Consider the following 22971-nt stretch of genomic DNA (forward strand, 5'->3'; position numbering starts at 1 on the left):
TTGCTTTTTGCGTTTTGCATCTGGCGTTTTGCATTCATTCGACCAGATGGGATATTGCATGCCGCATGCAGTCGGGCGTCAGCCCTTCCACGTCCACTCGCGAATCTCATCGCGGTCGATGCCTTCCTCGTGCGCATACCGCACGCTCTCGATGATCTGATTCTTGAGCCATTCCTTCGTGTGCGCGCTGCTGCCCGCGATGCGCTGCACGCGGTCGATCACGTCGATCGCGAGCGTGTAGCGATCCACGCCGTTGATGATCGCGAGCTCGAACGGCGTGTTGATGTTGCCGCGCTCGCGGTATCCATGCACGTGCATGTTCGCGTGATTCGTGCGGTTGTAAGTGAGCTTGTGCACGAGCGACGCATACGAATGGAAATTGAAGATGACGGGCTTGTCGCGCGTGAAGATCGAGTCGAAATCGCGATGCGACAGCCCGTGCGGATGCTCCGTGTCCGGCATGAGCCTGAACAGATCGACGACGTTGACGAAGCGGATCTTCAGACCGGCGCAATTCGCCTTCAGGATCTCGACGGCGGCGAGCGCTTCCATGGTCGCGATATCGCCCGCGCAGGCGATCACGACATCCGGCTCCGCGCCCTGATCCGTCGACGCCCAATCCCAGATGCCGATGCCTTTCGCGCAATGCACGATGGCGTCCCGCATGCTCAGATATTGCAGATGCGGCTGCTTGTCCGCGACGATCACGTTCACGTAATCGTGCGAGCGCAGACAGTGATCCGCGACGCTCAACAGGCAGTTCGCATCGGGCGGCAGATAGATGCGCACGACGCCCGGGCTCTTGTTGGTGACGACATCGAGAAAGCCCGGGTCCTGATGCGTGAAGCCGTTGTGATCCTGCCGCCACACGAGCGACGTGATGAGAAGATTGATGGACGGCACCGGCCTGCGCCAGTCGAGCTCGTTCTTTGCCTTTTCGAGCCACTTCGCGTGCTGGTTGAACATCGAGTCGATCACGTGCACGAAGGCTTCGTAGGTGGCGAAGAGACCGTGGCGGCCCGTGAGCACGTAGCCTTCGAACCAGCCTTCGAGCGTGTGCTCGGACAGCATCTCCATCACGCGGCCATCGATGGAGAGCGCGCCGCCGTCGGCGTCTTCGGGAAGCGTCTCTGCGAGCCAGCGCTTGCCCGACGCTTCGTACACGCCGTCGAGCTTGTTGCTCGCGGTTTCGTCGGGGCCGAAAAGACGGAAGCTCGTCATGTTGCGGCGGATCACGTCGCGCAGGAAGGTGGCGAGCACGGCCGTCGGCGACTGATAGACGCTCGCCGCGCGCTTGAATTCGAACGCGTAGTCGCGGATATCGGGCAGATCGAGCGATTGCCGCAGTACGCCCCCGTTCGCATGCGGATTCGCGCTGATGCGCCGCGTGCCTTTCGGCGCGAGCGCGCGCAGGGATTCGATCAGGCACCCGTCTTCATCGAACAGCGCTTCGGGCCGGTAGCTGCGCAGCCACGCGTCCAGCGCGGCCAGATGGCGATGGTTGCCCGCCGGATCGGCGATCGGCACCTGATGCGAGCGCCAGAAATTCTCGACCTTGTGGCCGTCGAGCTCCTTCGGGCCGGTCCAGCCTTTGGGCGTGCGCAACACGATCATCGGCCAGCGCGGGCGCGTCGCGTTCTCAGGGTTCGCGCGCGCGTTCGTCTGGATCGAGCGGATATCGGCGATGCAGCGCTCCAGCGTCGCCGCCATGCGCTGATGCATGGCTTCGGGTTCGTCGCCTTCGACGAAATGCGGCGCGTAGCCATAACCCTTGAAAAGATCTTCGAGCTCGTCGTGCGGAATGCGCGCGAGGATCGTCGGGTTGGCGATCTTGTAGCCGTTCAGATGAAGAATCGGCAGCACGGCGCCATCCGTCGCCGGATTGAGGAACTTGTTCGAATGCCACGACGTGGCGAGCGGCCCGGTTTCCGCTTCGCCGTCGCCGACGACCGCCGCGACGATCAGATCCGGATTGTCGAACGCCGCGCCGAACGCATGCGACAGGCTGTAGCCGAGCTCGCCGCCTTCGTGGATGGAGCCGGGCGTCTCCGGCGTGCAATGCGAGCCGATGCCGCCCGGCGACGAAAACGCGCGAAAGAGCTTGAGCATGCCGCGTTCGTCCGCGCTGCGGTCGGGATAGATTTCCGAATAGTGCCCTTCGAGCCAGGAATTGGCGAGCGTCGCGGGTGCGCCGTGACCGGGGCCCGACACGAACAGCACGTTCAGGTCGTCGCGCGCGATCAGGCGGTTCAGGTGAACCCACACGAATGACTGCCCGGGGTCCGAGCCCCAGTGGCCGAGCAGCCGCCGCTTGATGTGCTCGGCCTTGAGCGGCTCGCGCAGCAGCGGATTCGCGCGAAGGTAGATCATGCCGGCCGAGAGATAGTTGCAGGCGCGCCAGTACGCGTCGATTTTCGCGAGGAGGTCGGCGTCGAGGGGCGTCTCGGTCGCGGTCATGCCAGTGACGTCGTCGTTCAATTGCTTCTCCTTGGCAGGTGAGGTGATTGGTCGAGCGTCGTGCGCACGGCTTCGCGCGAGATCGGGTCTCACGCGTTCCGTCCATGATCCGGCGGGTTTGTGGCGTTGTGTTGGCAGGAGGAAAACGGCGCCCGACGAGCGCCGTGAAACATCATAAAGGGGTTCGGCAGACGCGGTACGGGGGCGCGTCATTCCATCGCGGCGTGTTTCAGGTCGTAATGCATCAGGAGCGCGCGGTTGTCTTCCCACATGCCGAAATAGTGGACCATGAAGCTGTCCGCGCGCCGGTAGATCCACGGCGTGTTGATGTCGATGAAATCGTGGATCTGCGTGGCGTCGAACTCGGGCAGCGCCTCGAAGACGCGGATGAAGTAATGCTGATCGCCCCGGCTGGCATACACGTGCGACTTGTCTTCGAGGCTCGCGCAAGCCTCCATGATGCGCGAGAACGCGTCATGGTTCCGCTGGTTGCGCTGAAAGCCCATGATGCCGGAGTTGAAGGTCCACGTTCCCACGTCGCGCGCGAGCACGGTCTCGCGTCCGAGCGTGAAGGGTTCGAGCCGCCGGTTCATGTCATTGACGAGCACGTCGGCGTCGAGCCAGAACACCCATTGATGATTCGGCAGGTACTCGCGCAACAGCGCGGCCTTGTACCAGTTCCCCGCGCTCTTGCCGTCGTTCAGATGGGCGGGAATATCGCGATGGACGTAGAGCGTGTAACCCTGTCGCTCGCAATAGCGCCTGAAATTGGCCTCCGCGATGCGCCCGTAGCGCGCGACGTTCGGCGTATAAAGCATGACGATCGCAATCGGCCGGTTCGGCTGAAAGACGCTGTGCGCGGACGTATCGCGCTCGCCGGAATCCGTGAGCGTCAGATAAGGCAAGCCGAGCGAACCACATTCATTGACATGCTCGATGAGCGCCGCGCGAAATCGCCGATGCTGCATTTCGTCGCGAATGCTGACCGAGAACGCCTTCCAGGTCGCCCAGACGCTTTCCAGCGAGACCGCAGCCGGAACAACGACGCAGACGTCGCCGATGCGGAATTGAGGCGGGCATGCACTGAACGCGTGCAGCACCTCGGCTTCCTCTTGCGGGAGCACCACGCCGAAGCGGCATCGGCTGACGAGATCGGCGATTTTCTCGCGGACCGCCTGCGTATTGCGGAACAGGAGCACGTCCGTCTGCGGCAGTTCGGATTCGGTGCAGGCGATGAGCCAGTCCCGGCCCGCCATCAGTTCCGGCAGGGGCACCGGGCGCAGGATCGCGGCGTTCTCGCTCAACAGGAGCACGATTTCGTTGTGTTCGGCCTGACGGAGATGGCGCAGGAGCGTTTCGTATTTATAGAGCCAGCGAGTAGCGCTGGCGCTGCCGGACAGGTCGGCGAAGTCGAGCTCGACATGCCGGTAGCCGTGCTCGCGTGCATAGTGGCGATGGTTGGCGAGCGCGGCGGGCGCGTGGTCGAACAGGAGACTGATGACGATCATGAAAGCGGCGAACGGACAATGGAGCGAACCGGCTAGCATCGCCGGAACCAGGATTCGTTCGGATGGGAACTGTCCGAAACTTGCGTGGAACACGCCGATTCCGAAGCGCTCATAGAATGTCCGGATGATCCGAAAATCCTCTCCCACGGACGACGCCCTGCGGGGTTTCCATCCGGCCGTCGCGAGCTGGTTCCGCTCGCGCTTTCCCGCGCCGACCGCTGCGCAGGCGCGCGCCTGGCCGCTCGTGCATGCGCGCCGCTCGACGCTGGTGGCCGCGCCGACGGGCTCGGGCAAGACGCTCACCGCGTTTCTCGCCGCCATCGACGAACTGGTGCGCGACGGCGTGGCGCTCGGCGGTGCGTTGCCGGACGAAACGCGCGTCGTGTACGTGTCGCCGCTCAAGGCGCTGTCGAACGACATCCACGTGAATCTCGAAGCGCCGCTCGCGGGCATCGCACGGACTTTGCAGGAATCCGGCGTGGCCGCGCCCGAGATTCGCGCGGCCGTGCGCACCGGCGACACCACGCAGCAGGAACGCAACGCAGTGAAAAAGCGTCCGCCGCACATTCTCGTGACGACGCCCGAATCGCTCTACGTGCTGCTTTCGTCGGACTCCGGCCGCGCGATGCTCGCGACCACGCGCACCGTGATCGTCGACGAAATTCATGCGGTCGCGGGCAGCAAGCGCGGCTCGCATCTGAGCCTGTCGCTCGCGCGGCTCGACGCGCTGTGCGAGGAAGCGGGCGGACAGCGTCCGGTGCGCGTCGGGCTATCGGCCACGCAGAAGCCCATCGAGCTCGTCGCGAAGTTCCTCGTCGGCGAACAGGAATCGTGCGAAATCGTCGATGTCGGCCACGTCCGCGCGCGCGATCTCGCGCTCGACATTCCGCCGATGCCGCTCGAAGCCATCATGTCCAACGACATGTGGGAGCGCGTCTACGACCGCCTCGCCGAACTGTCCGCGCAACATCGCACGACGCTCGTCTTTGTCAACACGCGCCGCATGGCCGAGCGCGCGGCGCGGCATCTGACCGAGCGCCTCGGCAAGGAAGCGGTCGCGGCGCATCACGGCAGCCTCGCGCGCGAGCATCGGCTGGAGGCGGAGCAGCGCCTGAAACGCGGCGAGTTGCGCGTGCTGATCGCCACGGCATCGCTGGAGCTGGGCATCGATATCGGCGATGTCGATCTCGTCTGCCAGATCGGCTCGCCCGGCTCGATCGGCGCGTTCCTGCAGCGCGTCGGGCGCTCGGGGCATCACGTCGGCGGCGTTCCGAAGGGGCGGCTCTTTCCGACTTCGCGCGACGATCTGATCGAGTGCGCGGCGCTGCTCGACTGCGTGCGGCGCGGCGAGCTCGATGCGCTGACGATCCCGCGCGCGCCGCTCGACGTGCTGGCGCAACAGATCACCGCCGAAGTCGCGTGCCGCGAATGGAACGAGGATGCGCTCTTTCAGCGCATCACGCGCGCGTATCCTTACGCGACGCTCGATCGCGCGCATTACGAGGCCGTGCTGCGCACGCTCGCGGAGGGCTATACCGGGCGGCAGGGCGTGCGCGCGGCCTACGTGCATCGCGATGCGGTGAGCCGCACGCTGCGCGGCCGGCGCGGCGGCAAGCTGACGGCGGTGACCTCGGGCGGTGCGATTCCCGACAACGCGGATTTCGCCGTGATCCTCGAACCGCAAGGCTTGCAGATCGGCACGGTAAACGAGGACTTCGCCGTCGAGAGTCTTGCGGGCGATATCTTTCAGCTCGGCAATACGTCGTACCGGATCGTGCGCGTGGAAGGCGGTCGCGTGCGCGTCGAGAACGCGAACGGCCAGCCGCCGAATATTCCGTTCTGGCTAGGCGAGGCGCCCGGGCGCAGCGACGAGCTTTCGCACGCGATTGCGCGTCTGCGCGGCGAGATCGACGCCCGCCTCGCGCAAGGCGGCATCGAAGCAGCCGCGGCGTGGCTTGCCGAGGAGACGGGCATCGGCATGGAGCCCGCGCGGCAGATCGTCGATTATCTGGCGCGCTCGCGCGCCGCGCTCACCGTGCTGCCGACTCAGGACACGCTCGTCATGGAGCGCTTCTTCGACGAGTCGGGCGGCACGCAGCTCGTCATCCACGCGCCGTTCGGCAGCCGCGTGAACCGCGCGTGGGGGCTCGCGCTGCGCAAGCGCTTTTGCCGCACGTTCAACTTCGAACTGCAGGCGGCGGCGACGGAAGACGCGATCGTGCTGTCCCTGACGGGCAGCCACAGCTTCGCGCTCGACGACGTCTGGCGCTATCTCAAGTCGGCGACGGCGGAGCATGTGCTGATCCAGGCGCTGCTCGACGCGCCGCTGTTCGGCGTGCGCTGGCGCTGGAACGCGACCAATGCGCTCGCGCTGCCGCGCTACACCGGCGGACGCAAGGTCGCGCCGCAACTGCAGCGCATGAAAAGCGAGGATCTGCTCGCGGCCGTGTTTCCGGATCAGGTCGCGTGCGCGGAGAACATCGCCGGGGAGCGCGAGGTGCCGGCGCATCCGCTCGTCGAGCAGACTATCGACGATTGCCTGCACGACGCGATGGACAGCGAAGCGTGGCTCGCGCTCCTGCGTCGCATCGAAACGGGCGATGTGCGTCTCGTCACGCGCGAATTGCCCGCGCCGTCGCCGCTCGCGGCCGAGATTCTATCGGCGCGGCCGTATGCGTTCCTCGACGACGCGCCGCTCGAAGAGCGCCGCACGCAGGCCGTGCTCGCGCGCCGCTGGACCGATCCGCAATCCGCCGACGATCTCGGCGCGCTCGATCCCGATGCGATCGCGAGCGTGCGCGAGGAAGCGTGGCCCGATGTCACAAGCGCCGACGAAATGCACGAGGCGCTGACGACGCTCGCGTGCATCACGGAAAGCGAGGCGCAATCCAGCGCGCAATGGCCCGCGTGGCTCGATGCCCTCGCGCTCTCCGGCCGCGCGACGCGCCTGCGGATCGCCGAGCACGACGCGCTGTGGACGCCCGTCGAGCGACTCGCGTGCGTGCGCGCCGTCTACGAGCACGCGCCGATGCATCCGGTACTGCAACCGCCGCCCGGCTTCGACGACGCCTGGACTCCCGACGACGCGCTGGTCGAGATCGTGCGTGCGCGGCTGTCCGGCTTCGGTCCGCTGACGGTGCCGGAGATCGCGCGTCCGCTCGCGCTGCCCGCATCGGCGATCGCGCTCGCGCTCACACGGCTCGAAGCGCAGGGCTACGTGATGCGCGGCCGCTTCACGCCGGGCGCGCAGGCCGAGCAATGGTGCGAGCGGCATCTGCTCGCGCGGATTCATCGCTACACGGTGCGGCGGCTGCGGCGCGAAATCGAGCCGGTCGAGCGGCAGGATTTCATGCGCTTTCTGCTCGAATGGCAGCGCGTCGCACCCGATTCGCACGGCGAGGGCCGCGACGCGCTCGGCGCGGTGCTCGAGCAGCTCGAAGGTTTCGAGGCGCCCGCCGTCGCGTGGGAGGATGAGATCCTGCCGGCGCGCATCGCCGATTATTCCGGGATGTGGCTCGACGATCTCTGCCGCGCGGGCAAGCTCGTGTGGACGCGCCCCGCAGGACGTTCGCGCGCATCGGGCGGCCCGGTGCGCGGCACGCCGATCGTGCTCCTGCCGCGCCGTCATCTCGATGCATGGAACGCGCTCATGCGTCCGGACGAAGCGCCGCAGCTCTCGTCGCGCGCCGAACGCGTATTCGACGCCCTGAAGACCCACGGCGCGATGTTCTTCGACGAGCTTCTCGCCGACGTGCGTCTCTTGCGCACCGAGCTCGAAGACGCGCTCGGCGAACTGGTCGCGCTCGGGCTCGTCAACGCTGACAGCTTCGCGGGGCTGCGCGCGCTGCTCGCGCCGGCGGCGAAGCGCAACGCGTTCGCGCGCCGTCCGCGGCGCGGCGGTCTGTTCATCGGCGGGATGGACGATGCCGGGCGCTGGGCGCTCCTGCGCCGCGCGAAGCAGGAGGACGCGCGCGAGGAAGGCGATATCGAGCACGTCGCGATGACGCTCTTGCGGCGCTATGGCGTCGTGTTCTGGCGTCTGCTGGAGCGTGAGGCGCAATGGCTGCCGCCGTGGCGCGATCTGCTGCGCGTGTATCACCGGCTGGAGGCGCGCGGCGAGATTCGCGGCGGGCGCTTCGTCGCGGGTCTGGCGGGCGAGCAGTTCGCGCTGCCCGAAGCGGTGCCGCTCCTGCGCGACATGCGCAAGCGGCCGAAGGACGGCGCGCTCGTCGCGCTGTCGGCGGTCGATCCGCTCAATCTCGTCGGCACGCTGTTGCCCGGCGAGAAGGTGCCGGCGCTCGCTGGCAACCGCGTGCTATATCTCGACGGCGTGCCCGCCGGCGCGGTGATCGCGGGCAAGACGCGCTATTTCGGCGATTTCGACGGCCCCGGCCGCGAGCGTCTGCGCCTCGCGCTCGTCAAGCGCTCGGCGCGTTCGCTCGGAACTTCGGCAGGAATCGGCATGACGGGCACCGGCGTACCGGTGCGCCATTGAGGACGCGAGGGACGGAATCCCTCGCGCGTATCGACGTATCGACGTTTATTTCTTCGTGAGGATTCGGGTTGTGAACGGCCCGGCCTGCGCGACCGGCACGTCCTTCACGGGCACGCCCGGGTAATCGACCACACGGTTCACGTTCGATCCCAGCCGGATGCGGAACGACGGCCGGAATCCGTCGCGCGCGCCGCCGACGATCGTGTTCATCGCCTGCCGGTCGAGCTCGACGCTGTCGGCGAGATCCCTGATTTTGAGTACGGCCATGAGTGCTTCCTCCAGAGTGGGGAGTCGCAATCGAGTATAGACAATTCGCTTCGTCGCGCCGCCCGGACTCCGCGATCCGGCGCGCCATCTTTCTGTCCGCCAACGCCGATGGCGGCAAAAGGCCAAAGCTTCTGCCGCGAGGACGTTCGGGCTGATTCATGCGAAAGCCGTGCCAGATATGTGAGCGCGGACGAAAGACCCTGCAATGCCTTGATTTCCCGGTATATTCGCCGGAACCGCCCGCGCTCGCATGGATGTGATCTGCCGTAACCGCGCCAACACTCATGAGCGACATGTCGCTCTCCGAACGACATGTGCGCGATGCCGCGCATGATCGAAAACGCCATTTGCACAAGCGCCATGCGAAGGCTAGTATCGAACGAGCACCGGGTTTTATTACGACAAGTAGTGTCGATCGATTGGAGCCGCGTCGCGTCGCACAGATGACAAGTTTTGCGCAAGCGATTCGTACATATCGGGGCGACGGCGGGTCGCGCGACGAGTTCTTTGCCGGGGTCGACGGCGCATTGGCGACCGAGCAGACGCCGGCGAAGCGGCTCATGGAGATCCTCGACGAGGAGCACGCGGCGCGGCCGTTGCCGCCAGACATCTATGCGGCCATCCGGCGCCGCATCGAGCACGCGGCGCGCATGCGTCCCGATCCGCAGTCCGCCACCGGCCCTGCTGGCCCCGTTGGCCGCGACGAGACGCGTCTGCAGACCACGCCCGGCTTTCCGCCGCCGCCTTCGCGCGATTCCAACAGCAACACCGGCAGCAGCACGGGCGGCACCTTCGGGCAGGCGACGCAGGTGATCGTCGACCACGATCAGCAGATGAAAGGCGTCGGCGATACGCTCAACAGCCGCTTCGTGCTGGAAGAGTGTCTCGGCATCGGCGGCATGGGCACCGTGTACAAGGCGCTCGATCTGCGCAAGCTCGAAGCGTCGGATCGCCGTCCGTATGTCGCGATCAAGGTGCTCAATCTCCAGTTCCGCGGCAATCCGAAATCGCTGATCGCCTTGCAGCGCGAGGCGCGCAAGGCGCAGCAGCTCGCGCACCGGAACATCGTCACCGTCTATGACTTCGACCGCGACGGCCAGGTCGTCTATCTGACGATGGAATATCTGTCCGGCCAGCCGCTGTCTCGATTGCTTCGGAACCCGAATTTCAAGGGCATGCCGTTCACGGAAGTGTTTCCGATCTTCAAGGGCATGGCCAACGCGCTCGCGTACGCGCACGAGCGCGGCTTCGTGCACTGCGATTTCAAGCCCGCCAACGTGTTTCTGACCGACACGTCCGAAGTGAAGGTGATCGATTTCGGCATTTCGCGCGTGATCCAGCGGCCCGAGGAAGAAATGGAGGCCACGGTCTTCGATCCCGGCAGCCTCGGCGCGCTGACGCCCGCCTATGCGAGCCCGGAGATGCTCGAGCATCGCGAGCCCGACCCGCGCGACGATATCTACGCGCTCGGCTGCATCGCGTATGAACTGCTGACGGGCAAGCACCCGTTCGACCGCGTGCCCGCAATGCAGGCGAAGAGCGCGGGCATGAAGCCGCAGCGCCCGGAGAACCTCGGCAACAAGCAGTGGAAAGCGGTGAAGGCCGCGCTCGCGTTCGAGCGCGAAGACAGGACGCCGAGCGTCGCGCAGTTCCTCGACGAAATCAGCGAGGAGAACGGCGCGACGCCCGCGGGCCGCAAGGCGAAGAAAAGCGGCGCGCCGAAGCTCGCTATCGGCGCGGCGGCGGCCGTGGCGGTGCTCATCGCCGCCGGTGGCTGGTACTACTTCGAGCAGTACGGAAGCGGCGAGGAAACCGCGCGCGAAGCGCAGCCGCGTTCATCCGAAGGGAGCGCCTCGGGCACGGTGACGACACACGCGCCGGAGACGGCCGCGCCGGCGTCCGCCGTTGCGGTCACGCCCGCGGTGCCCGCGACGCCCGTTCCCGCGCTCACGATGGCCGCTGTCACGCCCGTGCTCGCGAGCGTGCCGTGCTCGGCGCTCGTCGCGTCGGTGCACGATCAGACCGTCGACGTGCAGGGCTTCGTGTCGCAGAAATACGGGCTCGCGCGGCTGAAGGAAGCGCTCGGCCGCGTGCCCGGCGTGAAGACAACGAACTTCGGCGTGCAGCAGGTCGCCGACGACAAATGCGATCTGCTCAAGGTCTTCGGTCCGTACTGGACGGCGAACCGGCAGTCGGGCGGGCCGGCTTCCGTACACACGCGCTCGCGCGCGACGCGCCTCACCGAAGGCGAACCGCTGATCGTCGATCTGATGACGCCCGCGTTCGATTCCTACGTCAACGTCGATTACTACATGCTCGACGGCAGCGTCGTGCATCTGCTGCCGAACTCGCGCTCCCGCGACAACCAGGCGCCGCCGAGCTACACGGCGACCATCGGCACGATGGGCGATTGGGTCGTTGGCAAGCCCTTCGGCTCGGAGATGATCGTGCTCATGGTCACGCCCGCGCCGCTCTTCGATGCCCCGCGCCCCGACAGCGAGGCGAAGCCCGAATATCTGCGCGCGGTCGAGAAGCGCCTCTCCGCGCTCGCGGGCAAGTACGGGCGCGACCGCGTGGCCGTCGATCTCTTTCAGATCACGACGCAGGCCAAAAAGTAAGGGCGGATCTCAAGGCTTGGTGGCTGAGGCGAGCACGCAAGGCATTGGCACGAGCAGCTCGCCGTGCTGTGAATAGGGCTTCACGCGCGCCCTCACTTCCTGCTCGATCTGCGCGAGCGCGCTCTTCGATTGCGCGCGCAGCAGCGCCGCCATGCGCACGCCGCCGTGCATCAGACCGTCGAGCGGCGTTTCCGGCAGCACGAGATGCCAGGTCTGCTCGACTTCGTCGGCGCGCGCGGCGGTGAAACCCGCTTCCGTGAGCACGCGCACGCATTCGTCGGGATCGCTGAAACGGAAGAAGGGCGGCGAGGGCGGCAAACCGACATCGAGCTTGCCGTGCAGTTGAATCGCGTCGAGCACCATGCCGAAGCCCACCGCGCGCTCGGGTGGCGCCCAGGCCGTGAACGCCACGCGGCCGCCCTGGCGCAGCACCCGCGCCGCTTCCTTGAGCGCGCGTTCCGGCTCGGGAAAGTGCAGCATGCCGAAGCTGATCCCGACCGCGTCGAAACTCTCGGCGTCGAAAGGCAGGTGCTCGGCGCCCGCGATCTGAAACTCGACCTCGGGATGAAGCTGGCGCGCATGGGCGATCATCGATGCGGAGAAATCGATGGCCGCCGCGGTCGCGCCGCGCTCGATGGCCGCCGCGGCGAGATAGCCGGGCCCGGCGGCGACATCGAGCATGCGCGTGCCCGGACCGACCTCGAGCGCATCCAGCAGCGCGGGATGCGACTGGACAGTCAGCCTTCCGAAATAATCCTCGTACGGCTGGACGACGTGCTCCCAGCCGTTCTTTTCGAACGCCGCGAATTCGTCGAATTGCATGACGCACCTCCGCTCGCCGCTCGCGCGGCTCAGGCATTGCCGGAGGCCGGGCCTCGCAGACGCGCGAGACTAGGTCTTGGGCTTCTCGATGGAAGCTTTCAGTTCCTTCAGGGCGTCTTCCATGCGCTTGCTGACGAGCGCATAGGCTTCGGCCTGAGTTTGCTGGGTCGTGCGCGCGATGTCCTGCATGTCTGCGAGAGCGTTGTGCAGCGCGCGTTGCACGACTTCGTTGGCGTTGAACGGAGGCTGGATCGATGTGTTGGCGAATTGTTTGGCGATGGTTTCGAGCTCGCCCAGGGTCCGGCGCAGGATTTCGACTTGCTTGTCGCGCAGCGCTTCCATGCCTCCGAACGCGACGCGGTTGGTCGCCGCGAGCGCTTCGACGTCCTTGCGCCGCGATTCCATGATCGCGGTGACATCGAACCCGGGAAGCTGATACTGCTGGAACATGGCGGCGAACTGGCTGAACGGATCGCTGAAATTTTGATTCATCGTGCCTCTCCAGGTTCTTCGGTCGAATGCGAGCCACGCTTGCGGGCAACAGGCGAAAATGGCCCGGCGACGAGCGCGGTGCGCGAAATCGTGCCAACGCGCTACCGCACCCGATACTACCAATATAAGCCTTGGAGATGGGGCAAGGGAAAACACCAGAACGAGCGGTCTCCTCGCGCCGTGATGCTTGCCTGACGAATGCGGCTGCGCGGCGTCTTCCGGAGGTTGATGCAGATCAATTCGGGCCGCGCAGCCGAAGCGACCATGAAATCATGGCGGCGTAGCAGGGATGACTGCATGCCGCGACCGCGCGCGAGCGGCCGCAGCCGCCCGACGGTCGGGAGAAGATCATGATCAGGGGTGAAGGGCGTATCGTCGCGGCCTTGGGCGCCGTCTTCGTGACGCTGGGCGGCATCGATGCGGCGCTGCGCGGATTGCTCTTCGACGAGACGGCCGTCATGTACTACGGCGTGCTCGCCATTCTCATCGGGGCTGCGTCCTTTGTCGTGATGCTCACTCCATTGCCGAGCGACGAGCCCTGATGATCCTGCTTTCGCGATCCTGCTTTCGCGTCAGCTGTCCTCCTCCCCTGCGAAGACGCCGTGTTCCGCCTTGATCTGCTCGCGGTCGATGCACTGCACGTGCCAGCGACCGGTGCTCTTCATGCGCGCGCCGTCGTGATACCAAAGCACGCGTCCCGCGAGACCTTCGCACGGACCGTCCGGCGCATCGAAATCGAGGCGCTCCAGCACGCAGATGGGATCTTCGACCTGCTGGCCGCAGATCATCGTTCCGTTCGATCCCGAGCGCAGTCCGCCCCAGTCCGGGACCTCCACCGCCTGGTGGCCCTCGCGCGACCAGCGGCGTGTTTCCTTGTCGAGCCACAGGATGGCGTAAGCCGCCGATTGAGCGCCTTCGAAGCCATCCAGCTTGACCGTGATACGCATGTCATCCTCCATGAAACGATTTCGATGGACGAGACGCCCAGCACTTTCGCGCCGGCCATGAGCGTCGTCGGTTGAATGGCGGCTCGCGCCGCGCGTATTGTTAAGGCGTTACGACGCGGCCTGTGAAGACCGCGATGACAAGTTCGAACGGTGCGCGGACGATAAGTTTAATCGCGCCGCATGTAATGGGTTCCATCGCCGGAACGTTCATAAGGCATGCCTGGATCGCAGGACTTGCCGCGCCGCAACAGCGATGACGTCCAAACCAATCAAGCAAGACCGATGCCGAAAACGCGCTTCTTGCGCATGTTCGCTTCGTCACTGCATGACTGAAGTTTAGTACGACAATCTGACGCTTCAGCGACAAGGCATGGGAGGCATATCGCCGCATGCGATGATCGTCGATGCGCGATGAATGCGCCGCATCATCGCGCGAAGCCGCATCACGAAGCGCCACGCCGACGCGCGATGCGCGTGCATCGGTGCACCACGGCGGCTTCTCGCGCCCCACGACATCGCGAAGGCGCGCGTTGCGTTCGCCGGCTTGCCACGACGGGCGCTGCACCGCAATATCGATCGGCGTACGCTCGATTGCAACGATCAGGGGAGACGTATCCATGCGCGCAATGGTCTTCGACGGCACCGCACCGCACTTGCAGGCACTCGATCTGCCCGAGCCGTCGCCGCGTCCGGGCGAAGTGCTCATCGACGTGCACGCGTGCGGCGTGTGCCGCACCGATCTGCACGTGGTCGACGGCGAACTCGCGCATCCGAAGCGGCCCGTGATTCCCGGGCACGAGATCGTCGGCACGGTCGCAAGGCTCGGCGCGGGCGTGACGGACTTCGCGCCGGGCGACCGCGTGGGCGTGCCGTGGCTCGGTCATACCTGCGGGCTCTGCCGTTACTGCGCGGCGGGCCGCGAGAATCTCTGCGACGCGCCGGGCTTCACGGGCTATACGATCGACGGCGGCTACGCGGAGCAGGTCGTCGCGGATGCGCGCTACTGCCTGCATCTGCCGCAGCGCTATTCGGATGTGGAAGCCGCGCCGCTGCTGTGTGCGGGGCTCATCGGCTACCGCACGCTCGGGATGGCGGGCGATGCGGAGCGCATCGGCATCTATGGTTTCGGCGCGGCCGCGCATATCGTCGCGCAGGTGGCGCGGCATCAGGGCCGCGACGTCTATGCGTTCACGCGCCCGGGCGACAGCGCGGCGCAACGGCTCGCGCTCGATCTGAAGGCGCGTTGGGCCGGCGGCAGCGACGAGACGCCGCCCGACACGCTCGACGCGGCGCTCATCTTCGCGCCGGCCGGCGCGCTCGTGCCCGCGGCGCTCAAGGCGGTCGCGAAGGGCGGTGCCGTGGTCTGCGGCGGCATCCACATGAGCGATATCCCTTCGTTTCCCTACGACCTGCTCTGGGGCGAGCGGCGCGTCGTGTCGGTCGCGAATCTCACGCGCGAGGACGGGCGCGCGTTCATGCGCATCGCCGGGGAATTTCATCTGGATCTGCACACGACGCCTTATCCGCTCGAAGACGCGAACCGCGCGCTCGACGACCTGCGCGAAGGCAGGCTGACGGGCGCCGCCGTGCTCACGGTCCGCGCCTGAGCGCAGCGAAGAATCGACGAACGTTCGTCAGTGATGCTCGAGCATCGTGCGATCGACGATCCGCACCTGCCTTCCATTGAGCCCGATCGCGCCTTCGCGCTGCAGCTTCGAGAGCGTGCGGCTCACGGTTTCGAGCTCGAGCCCGAGATAGCTGCCGATATCCGCGCGTGTCATCGGCAGGAGCAGATCCGCCGAACGCTCGCCGGACGATGTCGTGCTCGCGTCGAGCCGCTCGGAGAAATCGAGCAGGAAGGCGGCGACGCGCTCACGCGCGGGCATCGTGCCGAGCATCAGCGCGAGACGCGACGCGCGCACGATCTCGGCGCTCATGATCGCGAGCAGTTCGTGCTGCATTGCCGCGTATTCGCGGCACAAGGGTTCGAGTATGCCCACCGGCATGATGCGCACGACACTCGGCTCGAGCGCCACGGCGTCGCTTTCGTGCCGGCTCGTGCAGACGCCGTCGAGGCCGAGCGTCTCGTTCGCTAGATGAAAGCCCGTGACCTGCGTGTGCGGGGCGCTGTCGTCGTCGGTGCTGGGATAGGTCGCGACCGACTTGAAGCAGCCGCTTTGCACCGTGTAGAGGCTACGCAGCGGCTCGCCTGCGCAATAGAGCGCGTCGCCGCGCTCGACGGTGCGCGTCGGAAACGGGATGGCGTCGGCGTCCGACAAGCGGACATGCAGCGTCGGCGCGGCGCCGTGCACGCCGTCGCGTGCTGCGCGTCCGGCTGCCGTGCCGGGATCGATGGACGGTTCCATGGCGGTTTCCTCCTACAGACCAGTATGGTTCACGGACGGAGGAAAGGAAAATTCGACTCCGCGCTAACGTGTTGCGGCCCCCGAAAGCGGCAGGACGATGCGCGCTTGTGCGCCGCCGCCTTCGCGCGGGCGCAGTTCGAGCGTGCCGCCATGCAGCCGCGCGATGCGCTCGACGATCGCGAGGCCGAGTCCCGTGCCCTTCGGCTGGCCTTCGCCGCCGCCGCGCTTGAACGGCTGCTTGAGCGCTTCGGGATCCTGGCCGCCGAGCCCCTTGCCGCGATCCGCGATCACGACGCACGCGGCGCGCGCCTCCGGGTCGGTCCACGTGCGCACTTCCAGCCCGACGACCCCGTACAGCACCGCGTTCTGCATCAGGTTCATGAGCATGCGCATCATGCTGATCGGACGGAACGCAAACGGTTCGATCTCGCCGAGATCGAGCGCGAACTCGTGTCCCAGTCCGGCGAAATCGGCAGCCAGGTTCGCGATCAGCGCATTGAGATCGCCCACGACTGGCGTCTCTTTCGCGCCGCTGCCCGCGTAATCCATGAACTGCTGAAGAATCGTGTCGATGGTGTCGAGATAGCCTTCCGCCGATGCTGCGAAGGCCGCGTCCTTCGACGGCACGGAGGACATCGCCATGGCGAGGCGCAGCTTGGTCATCGGCGTGCGGATATCGTGCGAGATGCCCGCGAGCATCAGCGCGCGCGTGGCGTCCGCTTCCTTCAGCGCTGCCGTCATCCGGTTGAACGCGCCGCTGACCTGCGCGATCTCGGTCGGGCCGTCGGTCGGCAGGACGCCCGGCTCGCCGCCCGAGGACACGAGCCGCGCGGCATCGGCGAGATGCGCGAGCGGGCGGTTCAGATGGCGCTGGATCGCATAGGCCGTCGCGAACGCGAGTGCGCCGAGTCCGAGTGACAGAAGGAGCGCCGTGGCGAGGCCGTCGTCATGCGCGGCTTCGGGCACCGGCAGCGCGAGCCAGCGCGGCTCGCCCGACAGATGCGCGCGGATCCACAGACGTTGCTGGCCGTCGTCGGCCGCGTCGCCGCCTTGCCAGCGCACGAGCATGTCCGCGGGCAGATGACGCCGCAGGCTCTCGATGAAAGTCTGGCGCTGATACGTTTGATAGAAGTGGAGCCGCGATTCCGGCGCCGTATCGCGGATGCCGGCGGGCAGTTCGGCGTGCAGGTCGAGATGCGCGGCGACGGTTTGCGCGGCATCGGGCGGCGTCGTCTTCAGGAGCGTGTCGAGCGTGACGATGTAGCTCGCGAACGTCGCCGCCGCCCGCTCGAGGCGCGGCGTCTGGATGAAGTGCAGCAGCACGGCGATCGCGCAGACCTGGCTCACCGCGACGAGCGCGACGAGCAACAGGATGTTGCGCGCGAAGAGCGAGCGCGGCACGACGCGAGCGAGCGGCGCGCGGCTCACGATTCGACTTCTGCGAGCAGCATGTAGCCGACGCCCCAGACGGTCTTGATGAAGCGCGGCTTGCCGGGATCTTCCTCGACGATCTGACGTAGCCGCAGCACTTGCACGTCGATGCTGCGATCGAGCGCGTCGTGGTCACGGCCGCGCGTGCGCGCGATGAGGTTATCGCGGCTCACCGCGCGATTCGGCGACGAGCCGAGCGCGCCGAGCAACTGCATCTGCGCGGAGTGGATCTCGAACGGCTCGCCGTTGCGATAAAGCTTCTGCTTGCCGAGATCGAGGCGAAACTCGCCGAAGCGGACGACTTGCTGCGTGTGGGTGGGATCGCCGGCGGCGATCTTCTGGCGGCGCAGCAACGCGCGCACGCGCGCGACGAGCTCTTGCGGCAGGAAAGGCTTCGCGAGGTAATCGTCGGCGCCGGTTTCGAGGCCGATCACCTTGTCGACCGGATCGCCCTTCGCCGTGAGCATCAGGATCGGCAAGGTCTGACCTTCCGCGCGCAGGCGCTTGCAGACGGAAAGGCCGTCCTCGGGCTCCATCATCCAGTCGAGCACGAGGAGGTCGTAGGGCTCGCGCTGAAGATAGCGGTCAAGGCGCTTGCCGTTCTCGACGACGCGCACTTCGAAACCCTGCGAACTCAGAAAACGCTGCAGCATGTTGCGCAGCTCGGCTTCGTCGTCGAGCACGATGATCTTCGGCAGGGTGTCCATGGAGGCTCCGGATCAACGTTGCGCGGCGTGCTCGCGCATGAAGGCTTCGATCTGCGGCAGCGTCACGTAGCCGTTCTTCTGCGTGTCGATTTCGTCGAAGTGCTTCGCGACCATCGGCATGCCGATGGTGGCCTGCTCGCGCGTGAGCTTGCCGTCGTGCGTGGTGTTGGCGCTCGAGAAGCGCGTCTGCAACTGACCGGGCGCGTGTTCGACGCGCGGGCTCGCGCCCATCGGCTGCGTGGCGGTTTGCGCGAAGGCTGCCCCCGACGTGACGCAGGCCGCGCATGCGGCAAGGATGACAAGGATCTTTCGCATGGCGCTCTCCTCGTTTCGAATGCGTTGAACGTAAGCGGTGATGCCATTCTATTGAGCCGCGCGGCGAACGCAATCTCAGGGATGCTACGAACCATGTCGCCGTATTTCATCCGCGATGCCCGGCGCTCTCGCCGACATTCGATGACACAAGTTATGCCTCACGCTTCGGGCGGCGCTTCGCTATCGTTCTCATCGCTGGCCTATGAGATCTCGACATCTAGCTCAATCGACCGCCTTCCATGCATGAGGACTTCACAATGAATATTCGTTTGCTCAGCGTTTCTGCCGTTGCCGTCATCAGCCTGACTTGCGCGAAGACCGCATCGGCTGGAACGAGCGTGCAGGTTTCCTACGTGGCACCCGCCATCGTGTACGCACCGCCGCCACGTCCCGTCTATTACTATGCGCCGCCGCCGAGGCCGCCGTACTACTACGTGCCCGTGCGTACGGTGGTGGTTGCGCCCGTCGTCGCGCCCGTGGCCGTCGCCGCGCCGCCGCCGCCTCCTCTGCCGGGTACGGCTGTGGTCGTATCCGCCTATGCGGCCGCGCCTGCTGTGAGGGTGACGTATGCGCAGCCGGTGCTCGCGGCGCCGGTCGTCGTGATGCATTGAGCGACCCCGCCTGCGTGCGCGCCGAGGCGGTGGCAAGAGGATAGTGCATGGCGGCTGCGTTTGAATGCGTCATGCAATACGCAAAATGCAATCGCACGACCACGCACGATGCGATGCGCCGTTGCGCGGGCTGCCGCCTCCTATACTGGATTAACCGCATCCGGCGCGCGTGCCGACGCGGCGGGGGCCCGGCGCATCGCGCCGTTTCATGGCGTTCCAACAGGAGGATCGAACCATGCTATTCATCGTCAACTGGACAGCGCAGCCCGATGTCGAAAGACAGGCGGCCGAGCGATTCCTGCAGACCCGCGGTACGCCGCCCGACGGCATTCATCTGCTGGGCCGCTGGCATGCGGTCGGCTCGATCTGGGGGATCGCCGTATGTGAATGCGACGACCTCGCGCCACTTGCGACGTGGGCGCACGAGTGGGCCGATCTGTTCATGTTCGACATCAGGCCCGCTATCACCGACGAGCAGGTCGGCCAGATGCTCGCCGAGCATGCGGCGCGGCAGACGTAAGCATGGCGCGATTCGTCGTACGAACGCAATGATTCAGCAGCGGACGCGAGTGCAAGAGGCTTAGGGTTTGTGTGGCTTGCAGCGGAACGGACAATGCCTCACCATTGCAAACGTACTAGTTAGTTCAAATTTGAGCGCCGTCTCCGTCCCCGCGATGTTGTACGCAAGGACGGCGCCGTCAAGGAGCGAAGCGTGACCCAATCCCCTACGAAGGAACCCTGCGTCATATCGGTTGCGATCACCGGATCGGTGCCGCGCAAGAAGGACAATCCCGCCGTGCCCATCACGATCGCCGAGCAGGTCGAGAGCACGCACGAAGCGTATGAAGCGGGCGCGACGCTCGTGCATCTGCATGTGCGCGACGAAGACGAGCGCTCGAGTTCGGACCGTCATCGCTTCGCCGAATTGCAGGAGGGCATCCGCAAGCATTGCCCGGATATCATTATCCAGTTCTCGACGGGCGGGCGAGGCCGTTCCTTCGAGCAGCGCGGCGCGATGCTCGATCTCAAGCCCGACATGGCATCGCTCGCGACGGGTTCGGTCAACTTTCCGACGATCGTCTACGAGAATCCGCCCGACTTCGTGCGCTCTCTCGCGCAGACGATGCTCGATCACAACGTGAAGCCCGAGATCGAGATCTTCGATCTGGCAATGCTCTACAGCACCGTCGATCTCGTGAGTCAGGGCTTGCTCAAGTCGCCCGTGCACGTGCAGTTCGTGCTCGGCGTGAAGAACGCGTTGCCCGCAAAGCGCGAGATCCTCGAGTTCGAAGTCGAGCAACTGAAAAGGAATCTGCCCGATGCGACTTGGACGGCTGCGGGCATCGGCCGTCACCAGCTCGAAGTGAATCACTGGACGCTGCAGTTGGGCGGACATTGCCGCACCGGGCTCGAAGACAACGTGCGCTGGGACAAGGACACGCTCGCGAAGAGCAATGCGCAACTTGTGAGCCGGGTGGCGTCGCTGTGCGCGGAGTACGGACGGCCTGTCGCGACGGCGAAGGAGGCGCGCAAGCTGTTGTCGCTTTGAGCACTGCTTGCGGATCGAGACGCGCCTACGGGAAACCGCGGCGCGTTTTTTTTTGTGTTCATCGACCATCTTCGGGAAAGGGCATAAGCTTGCGCCCGCATCACGCATTGCGCGATGAATCAAAAAAAAGCCCGGCATTCCTGCCGGGCTGAATGGGATGGTCATCGCCTGCGCCTTCGCGCCGTTGGGATGCGCGTGCGGCGTTGCCCGGTTTGACCATCCGCGTGGACGTGCGAATGAGAGCCGATTTGCAGCGACCCGCGACGAACGGCATCGCGGTCATGTTGCTCGTGTCTCATGACATCTTTTAGGCTCCAATGCTTAAACCAGTCTTAAGCACCCTGGTTCGCGAAACAGCGTTCCAAATTATGAATTCGGATGCACCATTAAACGGCGAATGGAATCAAGGAAAATATACCGAATGACAGCCGCGTGAAAACCCGGGCGCCCTTCGATGCGGAAACTTTTCTTGGTTTCCGGCTGTATGTTTGCTAGCATGTAATCGGGTTGCAGCCGTTGCGAAGAACTCTCGGTCCGAGAGTGCGGCGCTGTAGCGTGGAATTCAATATGGCCCGTCGAGGCCGATAATAAGCGAAGCGCGCAAGGTTCGCGTTTTGGCGTCGCTTCGCGCATCACAAACATGTTCCGCAAGTGCACTGCTGCTTCCGCAGCCGTGTGAGCGCGCGCGCTGTTTCAGGTTACGTCGCACAAGGCCTGATAAGTAAAGGCGTTTAGCGTATTTCGTTTTCTTGGCTATTTGCTTGTTCCTTTCAGCACAGGAAATAACAAAGCACGCCGTTTTAATAACGCGCGTCAATCCAGGGCTTAGAAGCTGGTGTGCTTTAGCGTTGCCGCTTTGTGAAGCACGCTATAGCGAAAGGCGACATGAGGCATTGACAAATGTCGCGCATAGTTCTTGACGCTGCAGGTGATTTCCAGGCAATCGTTCGCCGTCGTCAATCTTCGAATGACGGTGGGATGTCGCACGCATACGATCCGCACGACATGCGGGAGGAAACGTGGAAACGGAACTCAGTCAACGGCTCGCAAAGGCATTATGGCGTTGTGCATCGCACGGGCAGGTGCTGACCTATCAGCGCTTTCATGCGCTATGCGACAAGGGCGTGCCGCTGCCTCAGCGCTATGCGGCGCTCGAATCCGCGATCAAGACGCTCGGCGACGTGCGCGACATCGACTACGGCGTGCTCATGGCGCTCGACAGCGGCTTGCCCGGCGCGGAGTTCTTCCAGCGCTATCTGCGTCATCGTCACAGCGAGTATGTGATGCAGATGGGCGATCCGAAATATCATCGACAGACGCTCGCGCGCAAGCGCACGCTCGTTGCGCGCGAACGCGACCGCGTGTATGCGCACGCGCGCATGGCCGAAGAGGAGAGGGCGCGGCAGGCGGCTTGAGTCATGCGTCATGCTTGCGCCGCGCCCGTTTCCTCCAGTCCCGCCTTGGCCAGAACCCAGTTGCAAAAGCATTTCACTTTCTCGACATTGCGCTCATTGACGCGATAGGAAAGAAAGTGCGTCTCCCTTTCGAGCGGCGCGAACACACCCGCGCCCAGCTCGATCAGATCGCCGCGCGCAAGCTCGCGCTCGGCGAGCCGCGTCGTTTCCAGCGCGACCCCCATGCCGTCCACCGCGGCCGAGATCGCGAGCGCCGCGCGGTCGAATGAAGGACGCGGTCCGCGCGGCATATCGAGACCATTGAGCGCGAACCAGCCGGGCCACGTCACGCGGCTCAGTTGCGAGTCGATCAAGGTCATCTTGCCGATCTGCTCGGCGACCGGCGCGCCATCGCGCAACAAGGACGGCGAGCACATCGGAATGATGCGCTCGGCGCCCAATGCGCGCGTCACGACGCCCGCACGATCATGCGCGAAACCATATGAGATCGCGACATCGACTTCGCGCGCGCGTGCGAGATCGGCGGGCTCCGCGTCCGACGAAAGGCGGATAGTCACGTTCGGATGCGACTGCATGAATTCGGGCAAACGCGGCCCGAGCCACTTCACCGCGAAGCTCGGCGCACAGTGAACCGCGAGCACTTGCGCGAGCGGCTCGAGCGTCACTTCCGCGCAGGCGGCCTCGATCACATCGAACACCCGTCCAAGGCTTTCGTGCAGGCGCCGGCCTTCCGAGGTCGTCTCCACACGCCGGTTGCGCCGATGAAAAAGGGGCCTCCCGAAATACTGCTCGAGTTCCTTCACCTGATGGCTGATAGCCGATTGCGTGAGATGAAGCTCGCTTGCAGCGAGCGTGAAGCTTTCCAGACGCGCGGCCGCTTCGAATGCGCGAAGGAGTACGAAGTTTGGAATGCGCCTCATGGAAACACCTTATGCATGAGCGCCTGTCATGCTTCGATGAACAGGCATCGT

21 protein-coding genes are annotated in these 22971 nt (G+C 65.3%); 8 read left to right on the plus strand and 13 right to left on the minus strand.

The genetic code is table 11. From position 1 onward, the window contains the following. Window positions 1-78: 78 nt before the first annotated feature. Both AC1Z32_RS29315 and AC1Z32_RS29320 read right to left on the minus strand, forming a co-directional pair. Window positions 79-2457 (minus strand): phosphoketolase family protein, encoded by a 2379-nt coding sequence (locus AC1Z32_RS29315; protein ID WP_483483342.1) that lies wholly within the window; start codon window positions 2455-2457, stop codon window positions 79-81. 209 nt (window positions 2458-2666) lie between these two features. Then, a complete protein-coding gene (locus AC1Z32_RS29320; protein ID WP_483482332.1) occupies window positions 2667-3965 on the minus strand; it encodes a hypothetical protein in 1299 nt (432 codons plus the stop codon). Between the two features lie 124 nt (window positions 3966-4089). Here AC1Z32_RS29320 and AC1Z32_RS29325 point away from each other — a divergent pair, with 124 nt between their 5' ends. Next, entirely contained in the window at window positions 4090-8460 is a 4371-nt protein-coding gene (locus tag AC1Z32_RS29325; protein ID WP_483482333.1) for an Lhr family helicase, read from the plus strand. Between the two features lie 45 nt (window positions 8461-8505). Here the strand turns inward: AC1Z32_RS29325 and AC1Z32_RS29330 are convergent, their stop codons facing one another. Further along, entirely contained in the window at window positions 8506-8727 is a 222-nt protein-coding gene (locus AC1Z32_RS29330) for a hypothetical protein (RefSeq protein ID WP_483482334.1), read from the minus strand. A 443-nt stretch (window positions 8728-9170) separates the two neighbouring features. Between AC1Z32_RS29330 and AC1Z32_RS29335 the strand changes: the two genes are divergently transcribed. Beyond that, the gene (locus AC1Z32_RS29335) at window positions 9171-11345 is read left to right on the plus strand and encodes a serine/threonine-protein kinase (protein ID WP_483482335.1); all 2175 of its coding nucleotides are present in this window, start codon (window positions 9171-9173) and stop codon (window positions 11343-11345) included. A gap of 9 nt (window positions 11346-11354) precedes the next feature. Here AC1Z32_RS29335 and AC1Z32_RS29340 read toward each other — a convergent pair whose 3' ends face one another. After that, entirely contained in the window at window positions 11355-12167 is an 813-nt protein-coding gene (locus AC1Z32_RS29340; RefSeq protein ID WP_483482336.1) for a class I SAM-dependent methyltransferase, read from the minus strand. A gap of 69 nt (window positions 12168-12236) precedes the next feature. Continuing rightward, on the minus strand, window positions 12237-12659 hold the full coding sequence (locus AC1Z32_RS29345) for a phasin family protein (RefSeq protein WP_483482337.1): 423 nt from the start codon (window positions 12657-12659) through the stop codon (window positions 12237-12239). 350 nt (window positions 12660-13009) lie between these two features. Here AC1Z32_RS29345 and AC1Z32_RS29350 point away from each other — a divergent pair, with 350 nt between their 5' ends. Beyond that, a complete protein-coding gene (locus tag AC1Z32_RS29350; protein ID WP_061162441.1) occupies window positions 13010-13201 on the plus strand; it encodes a DUF2964 family protein in 192 nt (63 codons plus the stop codon). 30 nt (window positions 13202-13231) lie between these two features. Here AC1Z32_RS29350 and AC1Z32_RS29355 read toward each other — a convergent pair whose 3' ends face one another. Both AC1Z32_RS29355 and AC1Z32_RS29360 read right to left on the minus strand, forming a co-directional pair. Next, window positions 13232-13606 (minus strand): DUF3564 family protein, encoded by a 375-nt coding sequence (locus AC1Z32_RS29355; RefSeq protein WP_483482338.1) that lies wholly within the window; start codon window positions 13604-13606, stop codon window positions 13232-13234. 100 nt (window positions 13607-13706) lie between these two features. Further along, window positions 13707-14249 carry a hypothetical protein gene (locus AC1Z32_RS29360; protein ID WP_483482339.1) on the minus strand — a complete coding sequence of 181 codons (543 nt, stop codon included), beginning with the start codon at window positions 14247-14249 and terminating at the stop codon, window positions 13707-13709. Here AC1Z32_RS29360 and AC1Z32_RS29365 point away from each other — a divergent pair. Then, window positions 14224-15213, plus strand: a complete 990-nt coding sequence (locus tag AC1Z32_RS29365) for a zinc-dependent alcohol dehydrogenase family protein (protein WP_483482340.1) — start codon at window positions 14224-14226, stop codon at window positions 15211-15213. The two genes, AC1Z32_RS29360 and AC1Z32_RS29365, sit on opposite strands and share 26 nt — an antisense overlap. A 27-nt stretch (window positions 15214-15240) precedes the next feature. Here the strand turns inward: AC1Z32_RS29365 and AC1Z32_RS29370 are convergent, their stop codons facing one another. The 4 genes from AC1Z32_RS29370 to AC1Z32_RS29385 form a co-directional block, all read right to left on the minus strand. Continuing rightward, window positions 15241-15972: a helix-turn-helix domain-containing protein gene (locus tag AC1Z32_RS29370; protein ID WP_483482341.1), complete on the minus strand. Its 732-nt coding sequence runs from the start codon at window positions 15970-15972 to the stop codon at window positions 15241-15243. Window positions 15973-16035: 63 nt separating this feature from the next. Further along, window positions 16036-17400: an ATP-binding protein gene (locus AC1Z32_RS29375; protein ID WP_483482342.1), complete on the minus strand. Its 1365-nt coding sequence runs from the start codon at window positions 17398-17400 to the stop codon at window positions 16036-16038. Beyond that, complete coding sequence (locus tag AC1Z32_RS29380) at window positions 17397-18110, minus strand: response regulator (protein WP_483482343.1); 714 nt, start codon at window positions 18108-18110, stop codon at window positions 17397-17399. Before AC1Z32_RS29380 ends, AC1Z32_RS29375 begins: the two co-directional genes overlap by 4 nt. Before the next feature lie 12 nt (window positions 18111-18122). Beyond that, window positions 18123-18425 carry an EF-hand domain-containing protein gene (locus AC1Z32_RS29385; RefSeq protein ID WP_483482344.1) on the minus strand — a complete coding sequence of 101 codons (303 nt, stop codon included), beginning with the start codon at window positions 18423-18425 and terminating at the stop codon, window positions 18123-18125. A 257-nt stretch (window positions 18426-18682) separates the two neighbouring features. Between AC1Z32_RS29385 and AC1Z32_RS29390 the strand changes: the two genes are divergently transcribed. From AC1Z32_RS29390 to AC1Z32_RS29400, 3 genes are all read left to right on the plus strand, one after another. Then, the gene (locus AC1Z32_RS29390) at window positions 18683-19036 is read left to right on the plus strand and encodes a hypothetical protein (protein WP_483482345.1); all 354 of its coding nucleotides are present in this window, start codon (window positions 18683-18685) and stop codon (window positions 19034-19036) included. A gap of 235 nt (window positions 19037-19271) precedes the next feature. Beyond that, window positions 19272-19556 carry a DUF3303 domain-containing protein gene (locus AC1Z32_RS29395; protein ID WP_483482346.1) on the plus strand — a complete coding sequence of 95 codons (285 nt, stop codon included), beginning with the start codon at window positions 19272-19274 and terminating at the stop codon, window positions 19554-19556. A 192-nt stretch (window positions 19557-19748) separates the two neighbouring features. After that, entirely contained in the window at window positions 19749-20585 is an 837-nt protein-coding gene (locus AC1Z32_RS29400) for a 3-oxoadipate:acetyl-CoA acetyltransferase (protein WP_483482347.1), read from the plus strand. A gap of 100 nt (window positions 20586-20685) precedes the next feature. Here AC1Z32_RS29400 and AC1Z32_RS29405 read toward each other — a convergent pair whose 3' ends face one another. Continuing rightward, complete coding sequence (locus AC1Z32_RS29405) at window positions 20686-20868, minus strand: hypothetical protein (protein WP_483482348.1); 183 nt, start codon at window positions 20866-20868, stop codon at window positions 20686-20688. 736 nt (window positions 20869-21604) lie between these two features. Here AC1Z32_RS29405 and AC1Z32_RS29410 point away from each other — a divergent pair. Beyond that, the gene (locus AC1Z32_RS29410; protein ID WP_483482349.1) at window positions 21605-22000 is read left to right on the plus strand and encodes a hypothetical protein; all 396 of its coding nucleotides are present in this window, start codon (window positions 21605-21607) and stop codon (window positions 21998-22000) included. Window positions 22001-22008: 8 nt separating this feature from the next. On the opposite strand, the gene AC1Z32_RS29415 is transcribed toward AC1Z32_RS29410, so the two are convergent. Further along, window positions 22009-22920, minus strand: coding sequence for a LysR substrate-binding domain-containing protein (locus AC1Z32_RS29415; RefSeq protein WP_483482350.1), 912 nt, complete (start codon window positions 22918-22920; stop codon window positions 22009-22011). Between the last annotated feature and the right edge of the window lie 51 nt (window positions 22921-22971).

The sequence above is a fragment of the Caballeronia sp. 11_S32 genome (genome assembly GCF_056930355.1).